We start from the raw sequence: 22,514 nt of genomic DNA on the forward strand, positions 1-22,514 counted from the left end.
GGCCCGGTTTTTTGTCGGGCCTTTACGCGCGTTCAATACTTGTCCTAAACCGGAATTGCGTAAGGAAACAAAATGTCGAGCCAGATAAACGGAACGATGACCTCAAAATGCGGCATAGCGTAACATCCGGGTGGCAATGGCTCTGAAAACGCACTTACTTATATAGGGCGGGACCAAGCCGCGACTTTTCTTTTTGGTTCTTTTTCTTTTGAGAGAAAAGAAAAAGAACAACCACTAACGATCATAAAGCACAACCAATCCTCACGAAGCACTAACACATCAAAAAGATTTCTTAAATTCGGTAAACTGCATTTAGTATCATGAAAAAACACTTTTACCTGCTTCTTTTAATATCGTCGGGCGCTTTTGCTCAATACAAACCAGCCGCTTTTACCGATCCCGACAGGATGAAGAAGATACAGGTAACCTTTGGGGTGATCGACCAATTATATAAAGCCTACGCCGAAGAGAACCACTGGCCGGGCATGGCTTATGGTATTGTGGTAGATGGTAAACTGGTGCATACAGGCAATACCGGCTATACCGATGTACAATTGAAAACGCCGGTTAGCTCAAAGTCCGACTTCAGGATAGCCAGCATGACCAAAAGCCTAACCGCTATGGCCATATTAAAGCTGCGCGATGAAGGTAAGCTTAAGTTAGATGATCCGGCGTATATGTACATCCCCGAAATGAAGAACAATAAATACCTTACTAAAGATGCAACGCCTATAACTGTACGCCACCTGTTAACGCACTCGGCAGGTTACCCCGAGGATAACCCCTGGGGCGACCGCCAACTGGCTGATAGCGATGATGAATTGATAGATATTTACCGTAAAGGGGTGCAATTCTCTACCAATCCCGGTACTGGTTATGAGTATAGCAACCTGGGGTTTTCTACACTGGGGTACATCATTAAAAAGGTAAGCGGCAAAAGTTATGAGGATTACATTACCGATAACATATTAAAACCGCTGGGCATGACGCATACCTATTGGGAATATACCAAAGTGCCTAAAGAGCAACTGGCTTTGGGTTATCGGTGGATGGATGGCAAATATGTAGAGCAGCCGCTGCTGCACGATGGGTCGTACGGTGCCATGGGCGGGCTGATAACCACAATGGAAGACTTTGCTAAATATGTAGCCGTACACATGGATGCATGGCCGGCGCGCGATGATGCCGAGAAAGGCCCGGTTAAGCGCAGTTCGGTACGCGAGATGCAATACCCCTGGGATGTAAGCTATTTGAGCCCCAATGCGCATACGCCAAACGGCAGGCTTTGCCCTACCGTATCGGCTTATGCCTACGGTTTACGCTGGGCCAAAGATTGTGATAACCGCGAGTACGTTGGCCATACCGGCGGTTTACCGGGCTTTGGCAGCAACTGGAATATTTTGCCTGCCTACGGCGTAGGTGTGGTATGTTATGCCAACTTAACTTATGCCAACGCGGGCAGGGCAAATGCTATCGCGCTGGATACACTGTTGGCTATGTCGGGTATACAGCCGCGCACATTGCCGGCCTCGGTAATATTGGAGCAGCGTAAAAATGACCTGGTAAAACTGTTACCCAACTGGGCCAACGCGCAGGCCAGCGGCATATTTGCCGATAACTTTTTTATGGACTACTTCCCCGATAAGCTAAAAGCCGAGGCAACGGATATTTATGCCAAAGCAGGTAAAATAACCAGCATTAGCGAAGTAGTGGCTGAAAACCAACTGCGGGGCTATTTTATAATGAAAGGAGAGAAGGCCAATATTAAGGTATCCTTCACCCTTACCCCCGAGAACCCGCCGCTGATACAAGAGTTTCATATGGCGATAGCGCTGTAAAGACTTATTAGTCATGCCGAATTTATTTCGGCATCTCTCAGGACAATTAAACGTGCTAGTATATAGCAGGAGAGTTCCTGAAACAAGTTCAGGATGACACTACCTATTTTTGCACGTCTGTCATCCGCACATTTAAAACCTAAACCGTATATTACGCTTACAATTTAACCACATGAAAAAGTTAGCTATCCTTGTTATCGCACTGCTGGCATTTACCAATATCACCATCGCGCAAACTGTTCCCGGCACCCCTGTTAAAAAGCCGGAAAGCATTCTAAAGAATAGCGATAGCTTTAACAGCTACATGTATGATAACCTTAAGCTGTCGCAAAACCTCACTACCTACGATGAGAACCTAGGCAGCATCAGTAAAGAGGTTTTTTTAGAAAAACTATGCACCGGCGATTATTTGCCCTTGCGGCTAAAATCAACCGATAATACCCTGCATTTTCAGTTATATAAGTTAACCGATCCGGCAACTAAACAAATGGGCATAGCTGTTAAGGGTTGGAGTGGTGAGTTTTTGGCACATTACCAAATGGAAGATAAGCCCTTCCCAGAGTTTAGTTTTGTAGATATAAAAGGCAATACTTATACAACCGCCAATACCAAAGGCAAAACACTGGTTTTAAAAACCTGGTTTATTGGCTGCCAGCGTTGCGAAGAAGAAATGCCCGAGCTAAATAAGCTATTAGCCAAATATAAAAACCGGCCCGATATTGTTTTTGTGAGCCTTGCACTTGATTCAAAAGAAAAGCTGGAAGCATTTTTAAAACGCAAACGCTTTGATTACCCGGTAGTACCCGATCAGAATGATTTTATTATTAAAGGCCTTAAGAGCAACGCGTTTCCAACCCATTTTATAGTTAATAAAGAGGGTATTATTGTAAGCGTAGTTACCGACTCCGAGGAGGTTGAGTATGCACTGGAGCACAAGATATAGCTTTAGGCAAGAATAGGTCAGGTCTGCAAACCAATGCTCCGTTAGGAGCTACCGCTTTGTAGAAATACAAGATAGATTTTTTTACGCCGTAGGTGTTACCCTTGTTAAACTATGCTGCTTTGGGTAGCCCCTACCGGGCAAAAACGTTGTTGGATTTGATTGGCTACAAAGCGGTACTCCCTACGGGAGATGAAAAGGCGATGATCCAACTTATTATCTATAATCTGCATATCCACCTAAGCTACACCATTCACTTTTTGCCGTTGTTGGAGTTGTCTCCAACAACCTTTAGGACAAGTAATATATGATGCATGTGTAATGCATGGCGGCTTGTTGGTGACAACACCAACAAGGGCGGAAAACCTATTATCTATAATCTGCACATCTATCATGCTACGCCATTCACCTTAAAATCAATAACTGTATTGGTGCTTAAATTTATTTTAAGATTAAAAAAGCAGGGGCCGCCATCTAATATCAGTACCACGCCTTTTTTCCAATGCCGTTTTTCGTAAGGGGTGCAAAAGCAGTTTACCCAAACTATCTTTTCGCCTTTGTGGTTGGTTATGGCAATTAACTGTTTATAGTAGTTGCCGGGTTTTTTTATAGCCAGGTTGTTCACTTCGGCATCGGGTTGCTTTTGTTTGTTCCGCTTTTTGTCGGCCTTTATCTTTTGGTTATACTCCTTTACCATTACGCGGATAATCTTTTCTACTTTGATCAACTCCTTGCCCGATAGAGTGGCCGCTTCCGATCGTTCATTAAACAAAAAGCTATCCCGGCTTTTATTGAACGATAAAATAGAATAGCGCGAAGTATCAATAGCTATAGTATCGGCTTTTGCCGGTGGCTTTACAGGGGCCTGGTAAAGCAACAGGCAGGTAAACAGGGTTATAATATTCATTTATAAGGCTATGTATTAGGGTAACTAATTATTGATGCATTTTGTTGTACAACGGGCTTATCCTGTTCATGTATTTTCTTGGTCAGGCCTGTGTAAACATCGTATTTTCAAACAAAAAATGCTTCAAAATTGTCGTATATTTATGTAGATCAGGTTGAAAAATGAATCTATAAAACTATATGGAATACAACAAACTAACACCCGAAGAAGAATATATTATACTGCATAAAGGTACCGAACGCCCCTTTACCGGCGAGTTATTAAATAACAAAGCCGAAGGACTATACGTTTGTAAGCGCTGCGATACACCACTGTATACTTCCGAGTCGAAATTTGAGTCGCATTGCGGCTGGCCCAGCTTTGATGATGAGATACCCGGCGCGGTAAGGCGCGAAACGGATGCCGATGGCCGCCGTACCGAAATATTGTGTGCTAATTGTGGCGCGCACCTGGGCCACGTTTTTGAGGGGGAATACCTTACTCCAAAAAATACCCGCCACTGTGTTAACTCGGTATCGATGAAATTTGTGCCGGTTGCCGACCTGAAAAAGTAAAAACAGATTAAATAACAGAAACACCCTTGCTACTTTTTAGTGGCCGGGGTGTTTTGTTTTCCACATTAATATAATGTTAAGTTGGTATTAGGTTAATGTGTTTTAAAAGCCGGTCCAAAACGCCTTTCTGAGATAGTTTTACCTTAAGCATGGCGGCACTTTTGTCGCAAAAAAGTAAAGTGTTTTATCGCCAAAAATTATAAAGTTAATACACCCGCGGCAAAGGTTGGCTTTAAGTTTAGGGCGGTAATATACTGTATACAAGTAGCTTGATATTTATACCACCCCGCTAAAGTTTTTTATACACTGTTTAATTTGTTTATAACTTATAGGTGATGTTAAAAACTTAGACTAACAGGTAATCAAATGTCACCCTATCTTTGAAGTACAAGTTCTTTTAACGCTATCTATGTTGCCGGTGTTTCTATCGGCAAAGTAACAAGGAAGGCCATTTAAAATGTGGCCCGATGAACAAACAAACAGTTCGGTAACGATTGGTGAGGGTGCGGAAAAGTGAGTAAATAAAAGGCGAAAAAATTGATTTTTCGCTGTTTAACAAAAAACTCGCATGGTATACCTGTCTGCTGTTTATTCATGTTTGGGATTATTGTTAAAATAGTGTTAACGGGTACAAGAGTGTTATAAATTAATATATAAAGAGGCATGCAAGAGGAAACCGAATTACTGTTAAAGGAAAACAAAGATCGCTTTGTTATCCTCCCTATTAAGTACCCCGCTATTTGGGAAATGTACAAAAAAGCTGAAGCCAGCTTTTGGACGGCAGAAGAGATAGACCTGTCTGACGACTTAAAACACTGGGAGAATTTAAATTCGGGTGAAAAGCATTTTATTTCGCACATACTTGCATTTTTTGCAGCCAGCGATGGTATAGTAAACGAAAACCTGGCAATCAATTTTATGAGCGAGGTACAATTACCCGAAGCACGCTGCTTTTATGGTTTTCAGATAATGATGGAGAACATCCACTCAGAAACCTATGCCTTATTGATTGATACGTATATTAAAGATCCTGCCGAAAAAGATCGCCTGTTCCACGCCATTGATACCGTACCGTGTGTAGGTAAAAAGGCCGAGTGGGCGCTGCGCTGGATAAACAACGGCAGCTTTGCCGAGCGTTTGGTAGCCTTTGCCGCTGTTGAAGGTATATTCTTCTCGGGTAGTTTTTGCTCGATATTTTGGTTAAAAAAACGCGGCTTAATGCCCGGCCTTACCTTTAGTAACGAGCTGATAAGCCGCGATGAAGGTTCGCACTGCGAATTTGCCTGTATGCTGTACAAAATGCTGGATAACAAACTATCTACCGAAGCAGCAACAAAAATAATTACCGACGCGGTAGAGATAGAGAAAGAATTTGTGAGCGATGCCCTGCCGGTGAGCCTGATTGGTATGAATGCCAAAATGATGAGCCAGTATATTGAGTTTGTAGCCGACAGATGGCTGGACGAACTGGGTTATCCAAAAGTATACAATGTATCATGTCCGTTTGATTTTATGGAGATGATAAGCCTGCAAGGGAAAACCAACTTTTTTGAGAAGAGGGTTGGCGACTACCAAAAAAGCGGCGTAATGAACAGTGCCGAAAGCAAAGCATTTTCATTAGACGAAGATTTTTAAATCAGTAGCAAGTAACAAGTAGCAGGTATCAAGATAGCCTAATAAAAATAAGTTAAGGAACCCAATATATAAAATCGGTTAGTTAAAGTCTGGATACTTGATACTAACTACTAAATACTTAAGCATATGTTCGTAGTAAAAAGAGACGGTAGAAAAGAAAGTGTAAAGTTTGACAAGATAACGGCACGTATTGAAAAATTGTGCTATGGGTTTAACCTGGTTGACCCTATTGATGTAGCAAAAAAAGTAATTGAGGGCTTATTTGATGGAGTAACCACCTCCGAGCTGGATAACCTGGCTGCCGAAACCGCGGCATCGTTAACCACCAAACACCCCGATTATGCATTGCTGGCATCGCGTATAGCGGTATCAAACCTGCACAAAAATACCACCAAATCGTTCTCTGAAACCATGAAACGTATGTATGAGTACGTTGACAAAAAAACCGGTAAAAATGCCGCTTTACTGGCCGATGATGTATACCAGATAATAAAAGACAATGCCGAACTGTTAGACAGCAGCATTATATACGACCGCGACTTTGGCTTTGACTACTTTGGCTTTAAAACCTTAGAAAAATCGTACCTGTTAAAAATAGATGGAAAAATAGCCGAGCGCCCGCAGCACCTGTTTATGCGTGTATCGGTAGGTATCCACAAAGAGGATATTGAAAGCGCCATCAAAACTTACAACCTGATGAGCGAGCGTTGGTTTACACACGCTACCCCAACGCTGTTTAACGCAGGTACACCAAAACCACAAATGTCATCATGCTTTTTATTAACCATGAAGGATGACAGCATCGAGGGTATATACGATACTTTAAAACAAACAGCTAAAATATCGCAAAGCGCAGGTGGTATAGGTTTAAGCATCCACAATGTAAGGGCTACAGGCTCGTACATCAGCGGTACAAACGGTACCAGCAACGGTATCATCCCTATGCTTAAGGTATTTAACGATACCGCCCGTTATGTAGATCAGGGTGGTGGTAAGCGTAAAGGTGCATTTGCTATTTACCTTGAGCCTTGGCATGCAGATATATTTGAATTTTTAGACCTGCGTAAAAACCATGGTAAAGAAGAAATGCGTGCCCGCGACTTGTTCTACGCCCTTTGGGTAAGCGACTTGTTTATGCAACGCGTAGAAGCTAACGAAGAGTGGACACTGTTTTGCCCGCACGAAGCACCCGGCCTGGCCGATTGCCATGGTAAAGAGTTTGAAAAACTATACACCAAATACGAGAAAGAAGGCCGCGGCCGTAAAACCATTAAAGCGCAGGAGCTTTGGTTTGCCGTGTTAGATGCCCAGGTAGAGACCGGTACACCATACTTGTTGTATAAAGATGCTGCCAACTCAAAATCTAACCAGCAAAACTTAGGTACTATAAAAAGCTCTAACCTTTGTACCGAAATTATGGAATACACATCTGCTGATGAGATAGCTGTGTGTAACCTGGCTTCGCTGGCATTGCCACGCTATGTAATTGATGGCAAATTTGACCATGATAAACTGTATGAAGTTACTTACCAGGCTACTTTAAACCTGAACAAGATAATTGATTACAACTATTACCCGGTTAAAGAGGCCGAGTACTCTAACCGGCGCCACCGCCCAATTGGTTTAGGTGTGCAAGGTTTGGCTGATGCCTTTATACTATTGCGCTTACCATTTGAAAGCGACGAAGCAAAACAGTTAAACAAAGACATATTTGAGACCATTTATTTTGCAGCCATGACGGCTTCAAAAGACCTGGCTATAAAAGATGGCCCTTACAAAAGCTTTAAAGGTTCGCCGTTATCAAAAGGTAAGTTCCAGTTTGACCTATGGGATGTAAAACCTGAAAGCGGCCGCTGGGATTGGGAAAACCTGCGTCTTGATGTAATGAACCATGGTGTACGCAACTCGCTGTTAGTAGCGCCAATGCCAACCGCATCAACATCGCAAATATTGGGTAACAACGAGTGCTTTGAGCCATATACCTCAAACATTTACACCCGCCGCGTATTAAGCGGAGAGTTTGTTATAGTAAACAAACACCTGCTGCGCGATTTGGTTAACCTTGGCTTATGGACACCGGCTATGAAAGATAAGATCATCACAGCAAACGGATCTATACAGGATATTGCCGAGATACCTGCCGATATTAAGGACCTTTACAAAACCGTATGGGAAATTAAGATGCGTAACATTATAGATATGGCTGCCGATAGGGGTGCTTACATCTGCCAGTCGCAATCGTTAAACTTGTTTATCAATTCGCCAAACGCTTCAAAACTTACTTCAATGCACTTCTACGCATGGAAGAAAGGCTTAAAAACAGGTATGTACTACCTGCGTACACAAGCAGCATCGCAAGCGGTTAAATTTACGGTTGAAAACCAGGGAGGCAAAAACATGGAGCCTGTTATACCAGAAGTGGTTGACAATATTGCCGACGAAATGCCGGCCGGCCCAACTTGCTCAATGGAAGAAGGCTGCGTTACCTGCTCTGCCTAATCACCTCGATCTTACATATTACTACAGACCGTGCGGCGAAAGCTTCACGGTCTTTTTTGTTTAAACCGTACAGTAAGCACTCACCCTCTTTACGCTTGCATAGAGAGGGTCGACCAGCGAAGCGTAGTCGGGGTGAGTAAATACCCACTTGCCCTATGGCAACAAACCATACAACCTGCCCGCCTTTTACGTTATCATGATGATAAAGCCGAATATCTTGCAGACTTTTGTTGAAGCAAATGATAACATCAGCCAAACACGAAGTATTACACTGCGACCGCTGCAACGGGCCATTTGAATGTAAAGCCAACTCATTCACCAAATGCCAGTGCAGCACCGTGCAGCTAACCATTAACGAGGTGCAGTACGTAAGCGAACTGTACGAAGGCTGCCTGTGCGCCAACTGCCTGTTGGAGTTACAGCAGGAGTACCAAACCGGGTTATAATTGCCTTGCCCTTTATTGGCAGTATTTATTAATTTTAGTAAAAATACTAAGCCAATGAAAAAAGCCCTGCTGGTAATAATATTTATCGCGATAGCCATAACAAACGCAGCTGCCCAACAAGTTTTAACCAAATACGGCGACAACGTAGGCACCCTTGATGGCATTATTAAGGCCTATTATGATGTGGTAACCGTTAAAAAAGGCGAGGCGCCCAGCTACGAACGCGATAGCCTGCTGCACATTGCCGGTGCCCGGGTAGGCTCGGGTGGGATGGATAAGCAGGGCAACCAATACTTTAATTATACAACGTTGAAGGAGTACCACCGCGTATCTGACGGGTATTTACAGCGCAACGGTTTCGACGAAAAGGAAATAGCACGCAAGGTTGAGCACTTTGGCAGCATATACCATGTTTGGAGCACTTATGAGAGCCGCCATACCGCCGGTGGGCCTGTTTTTGAGCGGGGCATTAATAGCATCGAGCTGTTTTTTGATGGTAAACGCTTTTGGATATTAGGCTGGTTTTTTGACGGCGAACGAAAAGATAACCCAATACCGGCGGAGTATTTAAAGTAAAAAATATTATATTTGTTTAATAGTTAATATTAGATATTATGAAAGGCAAAATATTTGCATTGTCAATAGTTGTTTCGATAATTATCTGTAATGGTTTGGCCGGCTGTAAAAAAGGGAATACAGAAGTGAAAACCCCAGATACTACAGCTATTGATACCGTCCATTTGCTGTTGGGTAAATGGAAAGTGGTAGAGAAACGTGAATATCACGAGGGTGTAGATAGCATTATAACAACAAGCGGTTGCAGCTTTTCGGCTACATATACCTTTCAATCAGGTAATATTTTTACTTATGGTAAATCGTCATGCAGTGGCGATAAAAGTTATACCGGGACTTTTATTGTAGATAAAAAAAGAAATATAAAATACTATGCTAATGGGTCTAATTTTACAAGGGGGGGCGGAACAATTGAGATACTTAACACTACCACAATGGTCCTTTATAGCTCGGGCGGCCAAAACTGGTACCGCACCAAATACAAAAGGCAGTAAATGAAAAAAGCATTTCAAATATCAGTTTTTACTTTACTTATTGTATCGGCTATGTTTAGCAGCTGCAAAAAAATAACCTCTAAGCCCGATGATAAACCTTTTGGCCCTAAAACATGGCTGGATGGTAATTGGAAACTGGTGAAAATGAAATCAGAAGATTTGGAATCCGGCGATTCTACAATTAAAAACACAGGGTGCGAATTTGCAACTACATATAAATTTGATAGGGGGACATACATTGAAAAGTCTGGTTGTTCACCTTTTGCCGAAACAAAGTATAATTACACCTATGTAGAATCAAAGCCCCACAATTATATTGCTTTCTATAATATAGATTCAAAAAAAGGTGTTTATAGTCAGGTTATTGATATACGAACTGATAGTACCTACGTTACCGGCGATGGCAGCCACACATGGATTTGGCGCTATTTTGAGAAGCAAAGATAACCAAGCTGGGACTTTACGATAAACCTGGCTGATAGCACTATAGGGTTTATCAGCAAAGGCCCCCATGTGTATAATGTGAACTAACAGCCCAACATAAGGCAAGCTGTAATATGTAAATATCAATTGAATATTAAAATATAATTAATATTTTAGTGAGAGATTTACATGTAACCTAATGAAAGCCAATTTATTTGCAATTGCTATTGTCCTGCTCATTATAGTATCGGGCCTGCTTGGCAGCTGCAAAAAAGAAGCAAGGATTTACCGCATTGTTGATGCGGATTTTTGGAAAACGCATCTTACAGGTACTTATAAATTAGTTTCGCGCAAGTCTTATATTCACCATCCCGAAACCGACAGCGTCGAAACACAGATATTAGACAGTGGTTGCCGTTTTAGTGCCAGGTATATTTTTAAATCGCCCAATATATTTATCTATAAAAAATCTGCTTGCGACAACGATTCTGATGTAGTAGGTACGTATAAGTTTGATAACGTTATATCAAATTTGCAAATTGATGCTAAGGGTTTTTCACCAGGTGGAAGTGTGGATACTTTAACCGATACCAGTTTTATATTTTGGAGGGTTGGAATGACAAGCTCCATAAAAAGTAAGTTTGTTAAGGTAGCAAACTAATACCCTGGCCGTAGCTTTAATGCGGCGTATCCTCTAAATATTGCCGACAATAACTATCTTCGCCCAAGCAATATCATACTTAAATTATGAAATTATTAGAAGGAAAAACCGCACTGATAACCGGTGCATCAAAAGGTATAGGCCGTAAAATAGCCGAGAAATTTGCCGAGCACGGCGCTAACGTAGCATTTACCTATTTATCATCGGTAGAAAAGGGCCTGGCTCTTGAGGAGGAACTACAGGGCTTTGGCACACAGGTAAAAGGTTACCGAAGCGATGCTTCGAAATTTGACGAAGCCGAAAAATTAGTAAATGATATAGTAGCCGATTTTGGCACATTACACATAGTGGTTAATAACGCCGGTATTACCAAAGATGGACTGCTGATGCGTATGACCGAAGAGCAATGGGATAGCGTGCTGGAAGTTAACCTTAAATCGATATTTAACGTTACCAAAGCAGCATCAAAAATTATGATGAAGAACCGCCAGGGCGTGTTTATTAACATGAGCTCGGTAGTAGGTGTGCAGGGCAATGCCGGGCAGGCCAATTATGCCGCTTCAAAGGCGGGTATTATTGGTTTCTCAAAATCAATAGCTAAAGAATTAGGTTCGCGTAACATACGCACAAACGTGGTTGCTCCGGGCTTTATCCGTACCGAAATGACCGACGTGCTGGATCCAAAAGTGGTTGAGGGTTGGGCGGCAGCTATCCCGCTTAAACGTGCCGGCGAGGTAGAGGATGTGGCCAACGCCTGCGTGTTCCTGGCATCAGATATGGCAGCATACATCACCGGGCAGGTAATACCTGTTGATGGCGGGATGTTGTAGTTTTTAAGCCGAAAGTTAAAAGTAGAAAGTCAAAAGTTGTGTATGCGGCTTTTGGCTTTTGCTCTAAATAGGGTATTATAAACAAAAAGAAATGAGCTTTCGCAAACTCATCTTATTGGTGTTAGTCGTTTTCCCTTGTGTGGTTTTTAGCCAGAACAAGCACGTCGTTAAACCACACGTTATCACAAGAAAGGAAGAGCAACTCGGTAATAAGTATAGTGAATGTCTTCAAACTAACAGGTATTCTGTTGTGCAGCGGCGTCAGTTTTTCCCGTTTAAAACAGCAGATACTATACGTTTAGTTTCTTATGAGGCCATGCAGCCCAATTATAATTTCGAACCTGTAAAAAACCCAATGGATACGGTTGAGATTTTCATCCCGATGGCGGTAAATTATTTTAAACTTAATGCGCACCGAATAATTGAGAACAAGGTTTTAAACGTTACTGATATAGATTCGTTAACTGATTTAATGTATAACATAGTTTTTTATCGCAAAAAGCCTATAACTATCCTCATATCGGCCCTTCATGTTATAATCCTAAGAACGCTATACTATTCATCAATAGTAAAGGGATAGTTACACAGTATTTTGAGTTTTGCTTTGAATGCAGGCGGTTTTTCACAAGTTCGTCAAAAGCTAAAATGGGTGAGTTTTGCGACCAAAAGTTTGAGCTGTTAAAGAAGTACTTTTTAAGCCGGGGCATAAAATATGGCACAATTACCTATAGCCGGCGATAACTAAATTCCTTAAGTACTCAACATAAATTAACGGCATTCACAATATTTTCGCATTTTGCGGGTATGGTTATCATGGGCATCATACAAAATTCAAAACCTAAAACACGTTGCTGCTAATGTCAATCACCTGGGGATCGGTTTCGGGGTGGTGGGCGCCTGCCTGCCTGGCGCTGGGCTTGCTGTATGCCTGGCTAATGTACCGTCGACCAGCACAATTTGCTCAGGGTGTAAAATATGTGCTGTTTGCCCTAAGGGCTGTTGTAGTCGCGGTTTTAGCCTTGTTGTTGGTTTCGCCGTTAATACAGTCGGTAAATTACCAGCCGCAAAAGCCATTGATTTTAATTGCGCAGGATAATTCAGCATCTGTAAAGCTTTTCAGTAAAAACAAACTTGCAGATGGCTGGGCACAGGCCCTTAAAAAGCAATTGGGCGATGGTTACGAGGTGCATGAATTTAATTTTGATAAAGAATTGCACGATGGCCTATCAAACACATACACCGGCAAGCAAACCGATATTGCTAACGCGCTTCGCCGCTTAAACGACAGGTTTGTAAACCAAAATATTGGCGCCTTAATACTACCTACCGATGGTTTGTATAACCTGGGTACCGACCCGCAATACGAAGCGCGAAACATAAAAACCAGCATTTATACCATTGCCCTGGGCGATACCATCCCCCGCCGGGATGTGCTGATAAGCAATGTTAATTATAACAAGACCGCCTTTTTGGGGAACGATTTTGAAGTAGAGGTTTTAACAGAAGCCTACCAAAGCGTAGGCGAAAATATGCGTTTGAATGTAACCGAAGATGGCAGGCAGGTGTATGCGCAAAATATAGCGGTAACATCGGCAGCGTTTAAAAAGGTAGTGCCCTTAAAGTTAAACGCCGATAAAAAAGGTATACGCAAGTTTACTATCAACCTAACGCCGCTCAACAATGAGCTATCGGTACAAAACAATACCGAAACTATTTACATAGAGGTACTTGATGCGCGCCAAAAAGTACTGTTGCTGTATGATGCCCCGCACCCGGATATCAGCACTATTAAACAAGTGATAGAAAGCAACAAGAATTTTGAGGTAAAGGCAGTTTTGCTGGCAGATGCAGCCGTCGTTAAACAAAGCGATTATAGCCTGGCGATAATGTATCAGCTGCAAGCGGGTAGCTATGCCAAAGTGCAAAGCCTGTTACAAAGTAAAACGCCGCTATGGTTAATGGCCGGTACGCAGGCCGATATACAAGGCATAAGTAATGCACAAAAAATAATAAAGATAACCCCTGGTAGGGCCGCGGTGCAGGAAGTGTTTGCGCAGCCCGCGGGCAGCTTTTCGGCATTTACCTTATCAGATTCGGCCCAAAACAAAATAAGCAGGCTGCCGCCTTTAATTGAGGCGTATGGGGCATATGAAGCCGCCTCATCGGCATCGGTACTATTAAAGCAAAAAATAGGCACGGTGGCAACTAATAACCCCTTATTGGCCTTTGGCGATGCCGGGGGGCGAAGGGTGGCGGTGCTTACAGCCGAGGGCCTGTGGCGCTGGCAACTGGCCGAGTACCGCGAGTATGGTAACCACCATGCCATTGAAGAATTGTTTAGCCAAAGTGTACAATACCTTACGGCTAATGCCAACCGCGAGCGCTTTAGGGTTTACCCCTCAAAAAACGTATTTGATGATGGCGAAAATGTATTGCTGAATGCCGAATTATATAACGATGCCTTAGAATTGGTGAACACGCCCGATGTTAAGATTGACCTGAAAAGTAAAGCAGGTAAAAGCTATAGCTTTTTGTTTACACGCAGCGGGCAAAGCTACCAGCTAAACGCGGGCACATTGCCGGCGGGCGATTATACGTACACGGCAGTAACCACCAACGGTAAGCAGCAGTTTAAGGCCGGTGGCCAGTTAACCGTAAAACCCCTAAACCTTGAGGCAAGGCAAAGTACGGCTAACCACCAATTGCTGCGCGCTATAGCGGCGCAAAGTGGTGGGCAAATGCTGCTACCGGCGCAGGTAGGTCAATTGGCTGATAGGATACGCAAAAACGAAAACGTTAAAACAGTTGTTTATGAAGATAAGCGCTACAACGACTTGATAGACATTAAATGGGTTTTTGTACTGATACTACTATTGCTAAGCACCGAATGGTTTTTACGCAAACGTGACGGAGAGGTGTAGAGGCGCGATACTTCGCGCCTTGAACCAGATATGTAGAGGCGCGAAGTATCGCGCCTCTACGAGAGTTTCTAAAGTGTCTCCGCAGGGTCTCTCGCAGAGGACCCTGCGGCATCCCAAAAAGTTTATTATAATTGAATACCTATGAAAATAAAACTAACACTCACCCTGCTGTTGCTATCTGCTACAGCTACTTTTGCAAATGCGCAGCAATTAAACATTGGTACCTACAATTTACGATACGCTAATGGCGGTGATTCTACCGCCGGTAATGGCTGGGGGCAACGTTTCCCCTGGGCGGCAAAACTCATACAGTTTCAGGACCTGGACATATTTGGCACGCAGGAAGCTAAATACAATCAGTTAATCCAATTAACCGATAGTCTGCCGGGTTATGCCTGGATAGGTGCAGGCAGGGACGATGGGCAGCATGGCGGCGAGCATTCGGCTATATTTTACAAAAAGGATAAGTTCAAACTGCTTAAAATGGGCAACTTTTGGATGTCGACCGTTACCGATAAACCAAATAAGGGCTGGGATGCGGCCTTGCCGCGCATTTGTACCTGGGCACAGTTTAAAGAAGTTAAAACCGGCTTTACCTTTTACTTTTTTAACCTGCATATGGATCATATTGGCGTTATTGCCCGTCGCGAAAGTGCCAAACTGGTATTGGAGAAGATCAAGCAAATGGCAGGTGCTACGCCCACCATCCTCACAGGCGATTTTAATGTAGACCAAACCTCAGATAGCTACGCGCTTATCAACAATTCGGGCGTGCTGAAGGATAGTTATGAGTTGTCGCCCGTAAAGCTGGCACCAAGCAGTACCTTTAACGAGTTTAACGCCAACACCGCAGGCAATAGCCGTATCGACCATATTTTTGTTACCAATCAGTTTAAGGTATTGCGCTACGCCATACTAACCAATACCTACCACGGCCGCACCCCGTCAGACCATTACCCGGTGGTAGCCATCATGAAGTTTGGGAGATAGGATCAGAATAAAATTCACCACTCAAAAATTCAGTCAGAAGAGACATGTAAAATATATTGTAATATTAAATATTACAATATGCTGCTTCATTGCAAAACAAGCCTTGCTCAAAAAAACTTGTTTTATTGAAATAAAATATTATATTAGTGAGGCAGGGGTAACGAAAATAAACGAAAAATTTAGCTATAGCCTGCAAAAAAAATGGAATAATTTATAGCCAAAAGTGCAAAGGAAAAGGCTCGTACGTTGCGTGAGGCCATTTTTTAATCATAAAAGCACTAATTAAGAAAGCATCAACCAAAAAACATAAAATTCAATTCGGTTTATCCTCAAAATTCAATGTTGGGTATTACCATAATAAACAACAATTCCTATCTTCGCTACCATGTCGCCCACCGAAGCTAAAGACCTGATACAAGCGCTTACTACCGAGTTAAGACAGCACACCTATAACTACTATGTGCTGGCTATGCCCACCATTTCTGACTACGATTTTGACCAAAAACTGGAGCAGCTTAGCCAGCTGGAAAAGCAGTTCCCTGAGTTTTTAGACCCCGATTCGCCTACGCAAGTGGTTGGCGGCGAGATAACTAAGGAGTTTGTTACGGTGAAGCACCGCTGGCCCATGCTATCGTTAGGCAACACCTATAACGAACAGGAACTGCTTGATTTTGACCAGCGTATCCGCAAGGCCATAGGTGATAATTTCGAGTATGTATGCGAGTTAAAGTTTGATGGTTTGTCCATGAGTTTAACCTACGAGCAGGGCAAACTGGCCCGTGCAGTAACCCGCGGCGATGGCACACAAGGCGATGAGGTTACTACCAATGTACGCACTATACACACCATACCTAAAAAGCTCCCCCCCGGCGATTACCCCGACTTGTTCGAGATACGCGGCGAGGTGTTCATGCACCTGAAAGCCTTCGAACGTTTGAACAAAGAACGTGTGGATAACGGCGAAGTGCCGTATGCCAATCCGCGTAATTTTGCATCTGGCACCATCAAACTGCAAGACTCTAACGAGGTGGCTCGCCGCCCGTTGGATTGTTTCCTATACGGGTTGTATACTGAGAAAACCCTGTTTAAAACCCATTGGGAAAGCCTGCAGGCGGTTAAAAAATGGGGTTTTCATATTGATGACCATAGTAGGCTGTGTAGTGATATTACCCAGGTGCTGGAGTTTATTACCAAGTGGGATAAAGACCGTTATGGCTTAAGTTATGATATTGATGGTATTGTAATAAAGGTAAACAACTACTCACAGCAGCAGGAACTGGGTTTTACAGCCAAATCGCCGCGTTGGGCCATATCCTATAAGTTTAAAGCTGAGCGGGTAGAGACCGAGCTTTTAGCTGTAACCTACCAGGTGGGTCGCACAGGGGCGGTTACACCAGTTGCGAATTTAAAGCCGGTTTTGCTGGCGGGCACCACAGTGAAACGCGCTACCCTCCACAACGCCGACGAAATTACCGAACGCCTTAAACTACACGAACATGATACCGTTTATGTTGAAAAGGGTGGCGAGATCATCCCTAAAATCATCAGCGTAAATTTAGAAAAGCGGCAGCACGGCGCTAAAGCTATTGAATATATTACCCATTGTTTAGAATGTGGTGCCAAACTTTTACGCACAGAGGGTGAAGCCGCCTGGTACTGCCCTAATGATGAAGGTTGCCCGCCGCAAATAGTAGGTAAAATGCAGCATTATATTGGCCGCAAAGCCATGAACATTGATGGCCTTGGCGACGAAACCATCAATACGCTGTATAACAGGGGTTTTATTAGGCATATTAGCGATATATATGACCTGCATACCCATATAGATGAGTTAAAAAAGATGGACCGTTTTGGTGAGCAATCCATCAATAATATGCTGGATGGCATCGAGCGATCAAAACAAATGCCATTCGAAAAAGTGCTTTTTGGCTTGGGTATACGCTATGTAGGCGAAACGGTTGCCAAAAAGCTCGTGGCCCATTTTAAAACCATAGATAACCTGATGGCTGCCACAACCGAAGAGCTTACCGCTGCAGAAGAAATAGGCGGCCGCATAGCAGAAAGCATCACCGAATACTTTGCAGATGATAGGCATAGGCAGGAGATAGAAAAATTAAGATCGCAGGGTTTGCAGTTTGTGGCTGAAGAAAAGGAAGTTACCCTTGCCAGCGACAAGCTAAGCGGGCAAAGTTTTATAATATCGGGCGTGTTTGAAAAGTTTTCGCGCGATGAACTGAAGGATATTATCGAGCAAAACGGGGGCAAAATATTAAGCAGTATATCGGCAAAGTTAAGCTACCTGGTTGCCGGTGATAATATGGGCCCTGCTAAACTGGAAAAAGCTAATAAATTAAATATACCTATCATTAGTGATGATGAATTGCTGGCCATGCTCAGCTAAACTAACTACACATGAGTACAATTAACTGGGGCATAATAGGCTGCGGCAACGTCACCGAAAAAAAGAGTGGGCAGGCATATAACAAAATAGCAGATAGCAAATTGGTGGCTGTAATGCGCCGTGATGCAGCCAAAGCGGCCGATTATGCCGAGCGCCACCATGTTGATAGATGGTACGACGACGCCGAAAAGCTAATGAACGATCCGGAAGTTAACTCGGTATCTATTGCTACTCCGCCGGCCTCGCATTTAGATTATGCTTTACGAGCGATAAAAAAGGGGCTTAATATTTATGTAGAGAAGCCAGTTACCCGTAACTCGCACGAGGCACAGGTTATGGCTGAAGCCGTACGCGAAAGCGGTGCTAAGCTTACTGTAGCCCATTATAGGCGTGCTTTGCCTATGTTTTTGCATGTTAAAAGCCTTATTGATAATAAAGCTATCGGCGATATCAGAACGGTGCAGATACGCATGTGGCAATACCAAAGACCAACGCTTGCCGCTGATGCCCCACCCAATTGGCGCTTACAACCTGAATTATCAGGTGGCGGGTATTTTCATGACCTGGCGCCACATCAGTTAGACCTGATGCTATATTATTTTGGCGAACCCGATAAATACAGTGGTTACAGCCTAAACCAAGGCGGATTTAGTCCGGCAGATGACCATGTTTGCGGGCAAATTATCTTCAAAAACAAAGTAGTGGTAAATGGCTCTTGGTGCTTTAATGTAGCCGAAAGTGAAGCAATAGATACTTGCGAAATAATAGGTACTACAGGAAAAATTACCTTTCCGTTTTTTGGCACCTATGTAACCTGTAAACACCAACAAGGCGAAGAAACCATACAATTTACGCACCCTGAGCATATTCAGCAGCCCATGATCACTAAGATAGTAGCCTACTTTAAAGGCGAAGCCCCCAACCCCTGCAGTATTGATGAAGCCGTAACACTGATGAAAATATTTGACGCATTTACCATAAAAAATATTTAATTATCTTTAGCCATCAATTTGATATGAAGATAATTAGCCCCGTTTTATTTTTTATGCTGTTTGTATGCTTTAAGGCAGATGCCCAGGCTTACGAGGTGCCTAAAAACTATAAATTCAAATCAAATGCTGACTATGCCAGGTATGAGCCAGATATTTTAAAAACAGTTGACTGGATGCAGTTAACCTCCTGGACAGAAGAACCCAAAAAGACCGACGAGGCCATCCAGTTTTTTTTGGACTGGGTACGCGGTACACCAGCGGTAACCGTAAATTTAGGGCAGGCTAGCCTGCGTTTATCTGATAAAAACCCTCAGCTTGGGTTCACTTACATGGCCCAGTATGCTAAATATGCCCTCTTGCACAAAGATCATTTTGATCACACTAAAGCTAACCTGGAGGCTTTAAGGGCTGTTATAACCAAGTATTACAAAGAGCCTACTCATAAGAAGGATGATGATATTGAAATGCTAATGAGTCTTGAGCAAAAAGGCCAGTTAGAACAATGGATTATTACGGATTTTGAGCAGCAGCAACAATAACCCACTTAAATTAAGTGGTTATCATCAGCTTTTTTTCTTAGGTACTTTAGCACCTTCTTTACGGGCTTCTGAAAGGCCAATTGCAACTGCTTGCTTTTTGCTGGTTACCTTTTTACCGCTTCCGCTTTTTAGTTTGCCTTCTTTCATCTCGTGCATGGTCTCTTCAACCTTTTCGCCGGCTTTTTCTGAATACTTTGCCATAACATTATGTTTTAGATTTATTTAAATTACAAAGCAAACTTTTTGCCAATCAGTATCACCGGGCCGATTTATTTAATGCCATCAGTATAAAAATTTATCACCTGTGAACTATTAATTGCACATTTATACCAATGTTTAAAACATTAGAATTACACAGGTGTTCAGCAACTAAATAATGACATATGCCCGCAGCAAAAAAGATAATAGCCCCCTTTTACGAACGACTTGCACTTATACTAATTGGATTTTGCATACTTGGTTTTTTATTGATATCAGCTAAAGAACTAATTGATCCTCTGATATTTGGGTTGCTGTTTGCAATATTATTATTACCGGTATCCAGCTTTTTGGAAAGAAAACTGAGGATGCCCCGCAGTATGTCGGCCTTTATATCCATACTATTATTGGTTGGTTTTGTTGGTGCGGTATTATATGTTGTGGGTAACCAGGTGTCGCATATTGCAGATGATTGGCCTATGCTGCAAAATCAGGTAAAACAATCACTTAACGATTTGCAAGACTGGGTACAAGGTACTTTTAATATCACTGCCCATAACCAGATAAAGTATTTAGATAATACAGGTAAAAAGATAATGGCCTCGGGTACCGAGGTGATAGGTACCACCTTTAGTGCGGTTTCGTCGCTGGTGTTGTTTTATGTTTTTATACTGATATTTACCTTTTTTATACTGTTTTACAGGCGTTTACTGCTGCGTTTTGTAACCTGGGTTTTTAACGACGACCAGAGCAATGTAGTGATGGATATTGTAGAGAATATTCAAAAAATATTGCGCCAATACATATTAGGCTTACTTATCGAAATGGTTATAGTAGCTGCTATGGCCATCAGTATATTTTATTTTTTGGGTATTAAATATGCCACATTGTTGGGTATAATAATTGGCTTGTTTAACATTATACCCTACATAGGTATTTTTACTGCACTGCTGCTCAGTGTGTTAGTAACCTTTGCTACCGGGACTATAAGCGCTACCATATACGTAGCCGTAAGCGTGATAGGTATACATGCTATTGATGCTAACTTTTTGCTTCCGGCTGTGGTTGGCTCAAAGGTGAGGTTGAATGCACTGATATCCTTTATAGGTATCATTATAGGCGAGATGCTGTGGGGGCTTTCGGGGATGTTCCTTTCGATACCTGTACTGGCTATATTCAAGATCATATTTGACCGTGTAGAAAGCCTGAAACCATGGGGCTACCTGTTAGGCGGCGACTACGAATACAAAGAAAAAGCCCAGGAAAAAATGAAAACTGAATAGTATAACTATTTGATTAACTGGTATATACGGTAGTATAAAGTACCGGCATATATCAGTAATATCACGGTGTTTAATACCAATACCCAGTTAAGATCTGCAAAGCGGAATTTTTTGATAGAGCATACCACAAGCAGGACTATAAAGCTGGTAATGAGTATAATAGGGTAAGCCAATGTCCACATGTTTTTGGGCATTAGGTATAAGTGCTTTAGCTTATCGCCATCGCCTTGCAAAAAGGGGATAAGCGCTACAAGCAACAGTATAAAAAACAGGCGTACGGCTATTTTGGCGGCTATTTGGCTGGCTTTCATGGCAGGCAAAGTAAAACATTTATTTAAAAATATGCGTCATGCTGCCGTCCGTTTTAGGCGGGTGATTTGTACTTTTACCCTTTTCACTATTACCTATGAAATTTTACTCCAAATTACTGGTCCCGCTGTGTTTTTTTTCACTTTTTTCGTTTTTTTTGCAGTGTGATGCACAGGGTATATACAAAAAATTTCGCGTTATTCCTATAGGAATTTTAGGTGGTATCGACGAAAGTAACCTGTCGGCCTACATGGTAGCGCCGGTTGGATCTAACAATTATATTTGCCTGGATGCCGGAACCCTGCACTACGGGATTGAAAAAGCGGTAGCTGCAGGTACATTTAAGGTGCCCGCATCCCAAGTAATAAGGCAGTACATTAAAGGCTACTTTATAACGCATGCCCACCTCGATCATATTGCCGGGCTCATCATCAATTCGCCCGAAGATAGCACCAAAAACATATACGGGCTTGGCAGTACTTTAGAGACCATCAAGACCCATTACTTTACATGGGAGAGTTGGGCCAACTTTGCCGACGACGGTGCTGCACCTGCGCTAAAAAAATACCATTACCAACCGCTGGAACCTGGCCGGGAGTACGACATAGCCAATACCGAAATGAAGGTGCAAGCCTTCCCGCTTAGCCACTCTAACTTAACCAGTACGGCCTTTTTGGTAAAAAGTAAAGAGGACTACATGCTATACTTGGGCGATACAGGTGCCGATGAGTTAGAAAAAAGCCATAACCTTGAAGAGTTGTGGACCGCTGTTGCCCCCTTGATAAAAGCCAAACACTTAAAGGCGATCATTATTGAGGTATCCTTCCCTAACGAACAGCCTGATAAGACGCTGTTTGGCCACCTTACGCCACGTTTATTGATGAATGAGATGCAGGCACTACAAAAGCTGGCAGGCCCCTTAAACGGACTTAATGTAGTGGTAGCGCATTTGAAGCCGCCCTACAGCAGCATTAAAAAGATAAAGGAACAGCTAAAGGCAGCCAATAGGCTTGGGCTAAACCTTATCTACCCTAAACAGGGTGGAGCGCTGGAGTTTTAAACCTCAGCCCCGTTAATGCAG

At 42.8% G+C, this 22,514-nt stretch carries 21 protein-coding genes; 19 read left to right on the forward strand and 2 right to left on the reverse strand.

Annotated elements, in window-relative coordinates:
* The first annotated feature begins 320 nt into the window (after window positions 1–320).
* Together FFF34_000585 and FFF34_000590 are read left to right on the forward strand one after the other, a co-directional pair.
* Window positions 321–1,838 carry a beta-lactamase family protein gene (locus FFF34_000585; protein ID TSD65927.1) on the forward strand — a complete coding sequence of 506 codons (1,518 nt, stop codon included), beginning with the start codon at window positions 321–323 and terminating at the stop codon, window positions 1,836–1,838.
* A 172-nt stretch (window positions 1,839–2,010) separates the two neighbouring features.
* Window positions 2,011–2,781, forward strand: coding sequence for a TlpA family protein disulfide reductase (locus FFF34_000590; GenBank protein ID TSD65928.1), 771 nt, complete (start codon window positions 2,011–2,013; stop codon window positions 2,779–2,781).
* Window positions 2,782–3,169: 388 nt separating this feature from the next.
* On the opposite strand, the gene FFF34_000595 is transcribed toward FFF34_000590, so the two are convergent.
* Complete coding sequence (locus tag FFF34_000595) at window positions 3,170–3,685, reverse strand: hypothetical protein (GenBank protein ID TSD65929.1); 516 nt, start codon at window positions 3,683–3,685, stop codon at window positions 3,170–3,172.
* Window positions 3,686–3,864: 179 nt separating this feature from the next.
* Between FFF34_000595 and FFF34_000600 the strand changes: the two genes are divergently transcribed.
* The 16 genes from FFF34_000600 to FFF34_000675 all read left to right on the forward strand — a co-directional run bounded on the left by FFF34_000600 (window position 3,865) and on the right by FFF34_000675 (window position 21,124).
* A complete protein-coding gene (locus FFF34_000600; GenBank protein ID TSD65930.1) occupies window positions 3,865–4,239 on the forward strand; it encodes a methionine-R-sulfoxide reductase in 375 nt (124 codons plus the stop codon).
* A gap of 663 nt (window positions 4,240–4,902) precedes the next feature.
* Complete coding sequence (locus tag FFF34_000605) at window positions 4,903–5,874, forward strand: ribonucleoside-diphosphate reductase (GenBank protein TSD65931.1); 972 nt, start codon at window positions 4,903–4,905, stop codon at window positions 5,872–5,874.
* 126 nt (window positions 5,875–6,000) lie between these two features.
* Entirely contained in the window at window positions 6,001–8,373 is a 2,373-nt protein-coding gene (locus tag FFF34_000610; GenBank protein TSD65932.1) for a ribonucleoside-diphosphate reductase subunit alpha, read from the forward strand.
* A 239-nt stretch (window positions 8,374–8,612) separates the two neighbouring features.
* The gene (locus tag FFF34_000615; protein TSD65933.1) at window positions 8,613–8,819 is read left to right on the forward strand and encodes a cysteine-rich CWC family protein; all 207 of its coding nucleotides are present in this window, start codon (window positions 8,613–8,615) and stop codon (window positions 8,817–8,819) included.
* A gap of 54 nt (window positions 8,820–8,873) precedes the next feature.
* A complete protein-coding gene (locus FFF34_000620; protein TSD65934.1) occupies window positions 8,874–9,395 on the forward strand; it encodes a hypothetical protein in 522 nt (173 codons plus the stop codon).
* A 38-nt stretch (window positions 9,396–9,433) separates the two neighbouring features.
* Window positions 9,434–9,886 (forward strand): hypothetical protein, encoded by a 453-nt coding sequence (locus tag FFF34_000625; GenBank protein ID TSD65935.1) that lies wholly within the window; start codon window positions 9,434–9,436, stop codon window positions 9,884–9,886.
* Window positions 9,887–10,333 carry a hypothetical protein gene (locus tag FFF34_000630; protein ID TSD65936.1) on the forward strand — a complete coding sequence of 149 codons (447 nt, stop codon included), beginning with the start codon at window positions 9,887–9,889 and terminating at the stop codon, window positions 10,331–10,333. It abuts the gene before it with no gap.
* Window positions 10,334–10,508: 175 nt separating this feature from the next.
* Complete coding sequence (locus FFF34_000635) at window positions 10,509–10,970, forward strand: hypothetical protein (protein TSD65937.1); 462 nt, start codon at window positions 10,509–10,511, stop codon at window positions 10,968–10,970.
* Between the two features lie 86 nt (window positions 10,971–11,056).
* A complete protein-coding gene (gene fabG / locus FFF34_000640; GenBank protein ID TSD65938.1) occupies window positions 11,057–11,800 on the forward strand; it encodes a 3-oxoacyl-[acyl-carrier-protein] reductase in 744 nt (247 codons plus the stop codon).
* A gap of 91 nt (window positions 11,801–11,891) precedes the next feature.
* On the forward strand, window positions 11,892–12,380 hold the full coding sequence (locus FFF34_000645) for a hypothetical protein (protein TSD65939.1): 489 nt from the start codon (window positions 11,892–11,894) through the stop codon (window positions 12,378–12,380).
* Between the two features lie 277 nt (window positions 12,381–12,657).
* The gene (locus FFF34_000650) at window positions 12,658–14,721 is read left to right on the forward strand and encodes a hypothetical protein (GenBank protein TSD65940.1); all 2,064 of its coding nucleotides are present in this window, start codon (window positions 12,658–12,660) and stop codon (window positions 14,719–14,721) included.
* A gap of 141 nt (window positions 14,722–14,862) precedes the next feature.
* Complete coding sequence (locus FFF34_000655) at window positions 14,863–15,711, forward strand: endonuclease/exonuclease/phosphatase family protein (GenBank protein TSD65941.1); 849 nt, start codon at window positions 14,863–14,865, stop codon at window positions 15,709–15,711.
* Between the two features lie 385 nt (window positions 15,712–16,096).
* The gene (ligA, locus tag FFF34_000660; GenBank protein TSD65942.1) at window positions 16,097–18,112 is read left to right on the forward strand and encodes an NAD-dependent DNA ligase LigA; all 2,016 of its coding nucleotides are present in this window, start codon (window positions 16,097–16,099) and stop codon (window positions 18,110–18,112) included.
* Between the two features lie 11 nt (window positions 18,113–18,123).
* Window positions 18,124–19,104: a Gfo/Idh/MocA family oxidoreductase gene (locus tag FFF34_000665; GenBank protein ID TSD65943.1), complete on the forward strand. Its 981-nt coding sequence runs from the start codon at window positions 18,124–18,126 to the stop codon at window positions 19,102–19,104.
* 23 nt (window positions 19,105–19,127) lie between these two features.
* Window positions 19,128–19,643: a hypothetical protein gene (locus tag FFF34_000670; GenBank protein ID TSD65944.1), complete on the forward strand. Its 516-nt coding sequence runs from the start codon at window positions 19,128–19,130 to the stop codon at window positions 19,641–19,643.
* A gap of 383 nt (window positions 19,644–20,026) precedes the next feature.
* The gene (locus tag FFF34_000675) at window positions 20,027–21,124 is read left to right on the forward strand and encodes an AI-2E family transporter (protein TSD65945.1); all 1,098 of its coding nucleotides are present in this window, start codon (window positions 20,027–20,029) and stop codon (window positions 21,122–21,124) included.
* Between the two features lie 5 nt (window positions 21,125–21,129).
* On the opposite strand, the gene FFF34_000680 is transcribed toward FFF34_000675, so the two are convergent.
* Complete coding sequence (locus tag FFF34_000680; GenBank protein ID TSD65946.1) at window positions 21,130–21,435, reverse strand: hypothetical protein; 306 nt, start codon at window positions 21,433–21,435, stop codon at window positions 21,130–21,132.
* A gap of 95 nt (window positions 21,436–21,530) precedes the next feature.
* Between FFF34_000680 and FFF34_000685 the strand changes: the two genes are divergently transcribed.
* Window positions 21,531–22,493 (forward strand): 3',5'-cyclic-nucleotide phosphodiesterase, encoded by a 963-nt coding sequence (locus FFF34_000685; GenBank protein ID TSD65947.1) that lies wholly within the window; start codon window positions 21,531–21,533, stop codon window positions 22,491–22,493.
* The last annotated feature ends 21 nt before the right edge of the window (window positions 22,494–22,514 follow it).

It is taken from the genome of Inquilinus sp. KBS0705, from assembly GCA_005938025.2.
Taxonomy (GTDB): Bacteria; Bacteroidota; Bacteroidia; order Sphingobacteriales; family Sphingobacteriaceae; genus Mucilaginibacter.

What these genes read in the sequence shown, in the direction of transcription:
- FFF34_000590 (TSD65928.1), top strand. Translation starts at nt 2,011, where the DNA reads ATGAAAAAGTTAGCTATCCTTGTTATCGCACTGCTGGCATTTACCAAT.
- FFF34_000610 (TSD65932.1), top strand. Translation starts at nt 6,001, where the DNA reads ATGTTCGTAGTAAAAAGAGACGGTAGAAAAGAAAGTGTAAAGTTTGAC.
- FFF34_000625 (TSD65935.1), top strand. Translation starts at nt 9,434, where the DNA reads ATGAAAGGCAAAATATTTGCATTGTCAATAGTTGTTTCGATAATTATC.
- FFF34_000645 (TSD65939.1), top strand. Translation starts at nt 11,892, where the DNA reads ATGAGCTTTCGCAAACTCATCTTATTGGTGTTAGTCGTTTTCCCTTGT.
- ligA (TSD65942.1), top strand. Translation starts at nt 16,097, where the DNA reads ATGTCGCCCACCGAAGCTAAAGACCTGATACAAGCGCTTACTACCGAG.
- FFF34_000665 (TSD65943.1), top strand. Translation starts at nt 18,124, where the DNA reads ATGAGTACAATTAACTGGGGCATAATAGGCTGCGGCAACGTCACCGAA.
- FFF34_000615 (TSD65933.1), top strand. Translation starts at nt 8,613, where the DNA reads ATGATAACATCAGCCAAACACGAAGTATTACACTGCGACCGCTGCAAC.
- FFF34_000680 (TSD65946.1), bottom strand. Translation starts at nt 21,435, where the DNA reads ATGAAAGCCAGCCAAATAGCCGCCAAAATAGCCGTACGCCTGTTTTTT.
- FFF34_000585 (TSD65927.1), top strand. Translation starts at nt 321, where the DNA reads ATGAAAAAACACTTTTACCTGCTTCTTTTAATATCGTCGGGCGCTTTT.
- FFF34_000630 (TSD65936.1), top strand. Translation starts at nt 9,887, where the DNA reads ATGAAAAAAGCATTTCAAATATCAGTTTTTACTTTACTTATTGTATCG.
- FFF34_000650 (TSD65940.1), top strand. Translation starts at nt 12,658, where the DNA reads ATGTCAATCACCTGGGGATCGGTTTCGGGGTGGTGGGCGCCTGCCTGC.
- FFF34_000605 (TSD65931.1), top strand. Translation starts at nt 4,903, where the DNA reads ATGCAAGAGGAAACCGAATTACTGTTAAAGGAAAACAAAGATCGCTTT.
- fabG (TSD65938.1), top strand. Translation starts at nt 11,057, where the DNA reads ATGAAATTATTAGAAGGAAAAACCGCACTGATAACCGGTGCATCAAAA.
- FFF34_000670 (TSD65944.1), top strand. Translation starts at nt 19,128, where the DNA reads ATGAAGATAATTAGCCCCGTTTTATTTTTTATGCTGTTTGTATGCTTT.
- FFF34_000655 (TSD65941.1), top strand. Translation starts at nt 14,863, where the DNA reads ATGAAAATAAAACTAACACTCACCCTGCTGTTGCTATCTGCTACAGCT.
- FFF34_000600 (TSD65930.1), top strand. Translation starts at nt 3,865, where the DNA reads ATGGAATACAACAAACTAACACCCGAAGAAGAATATATTATACTGCAT.
- FFF34_000620 (TSD65934.1), top strand. Translation starts at nt 8,874, where the DNA reads ATGAAAAAAGCCCTGCTGGTAATAATATTTATCGCGATAGCCATAACA.
- FFF34_000635 (TSD65937.1), top strand. Translation starts at nt 10,509, where the DNA reads ATGAAAGCCAATTTATTTGCAATTGCTATTGTCCTGCTCATTATAGTA.
- FFF34_000685 (TSD65947.1), top strand. Translation starts at nt 21,531, where the DNA reads ATGAAATTTTACTCCAAATTACTGGTCCCGCTGTGTTTTTTTTCACTT.
- FFF34_000595 (TSD65929.1), bottom strand. Translation starts at nt 3,685, where the DNA reads ATGAATATTATAACCCTGTTTACCTGCCTGTTGCTTTACCAGGCCCCT.
- FFF34_000675 (TSD65945.1), top strand. Translation starts at nt 20,027, where the DNA reads ATGCCCGCAGCAAAAAAGATAATAGCCCCCTTTTACGAACGACTTGCA.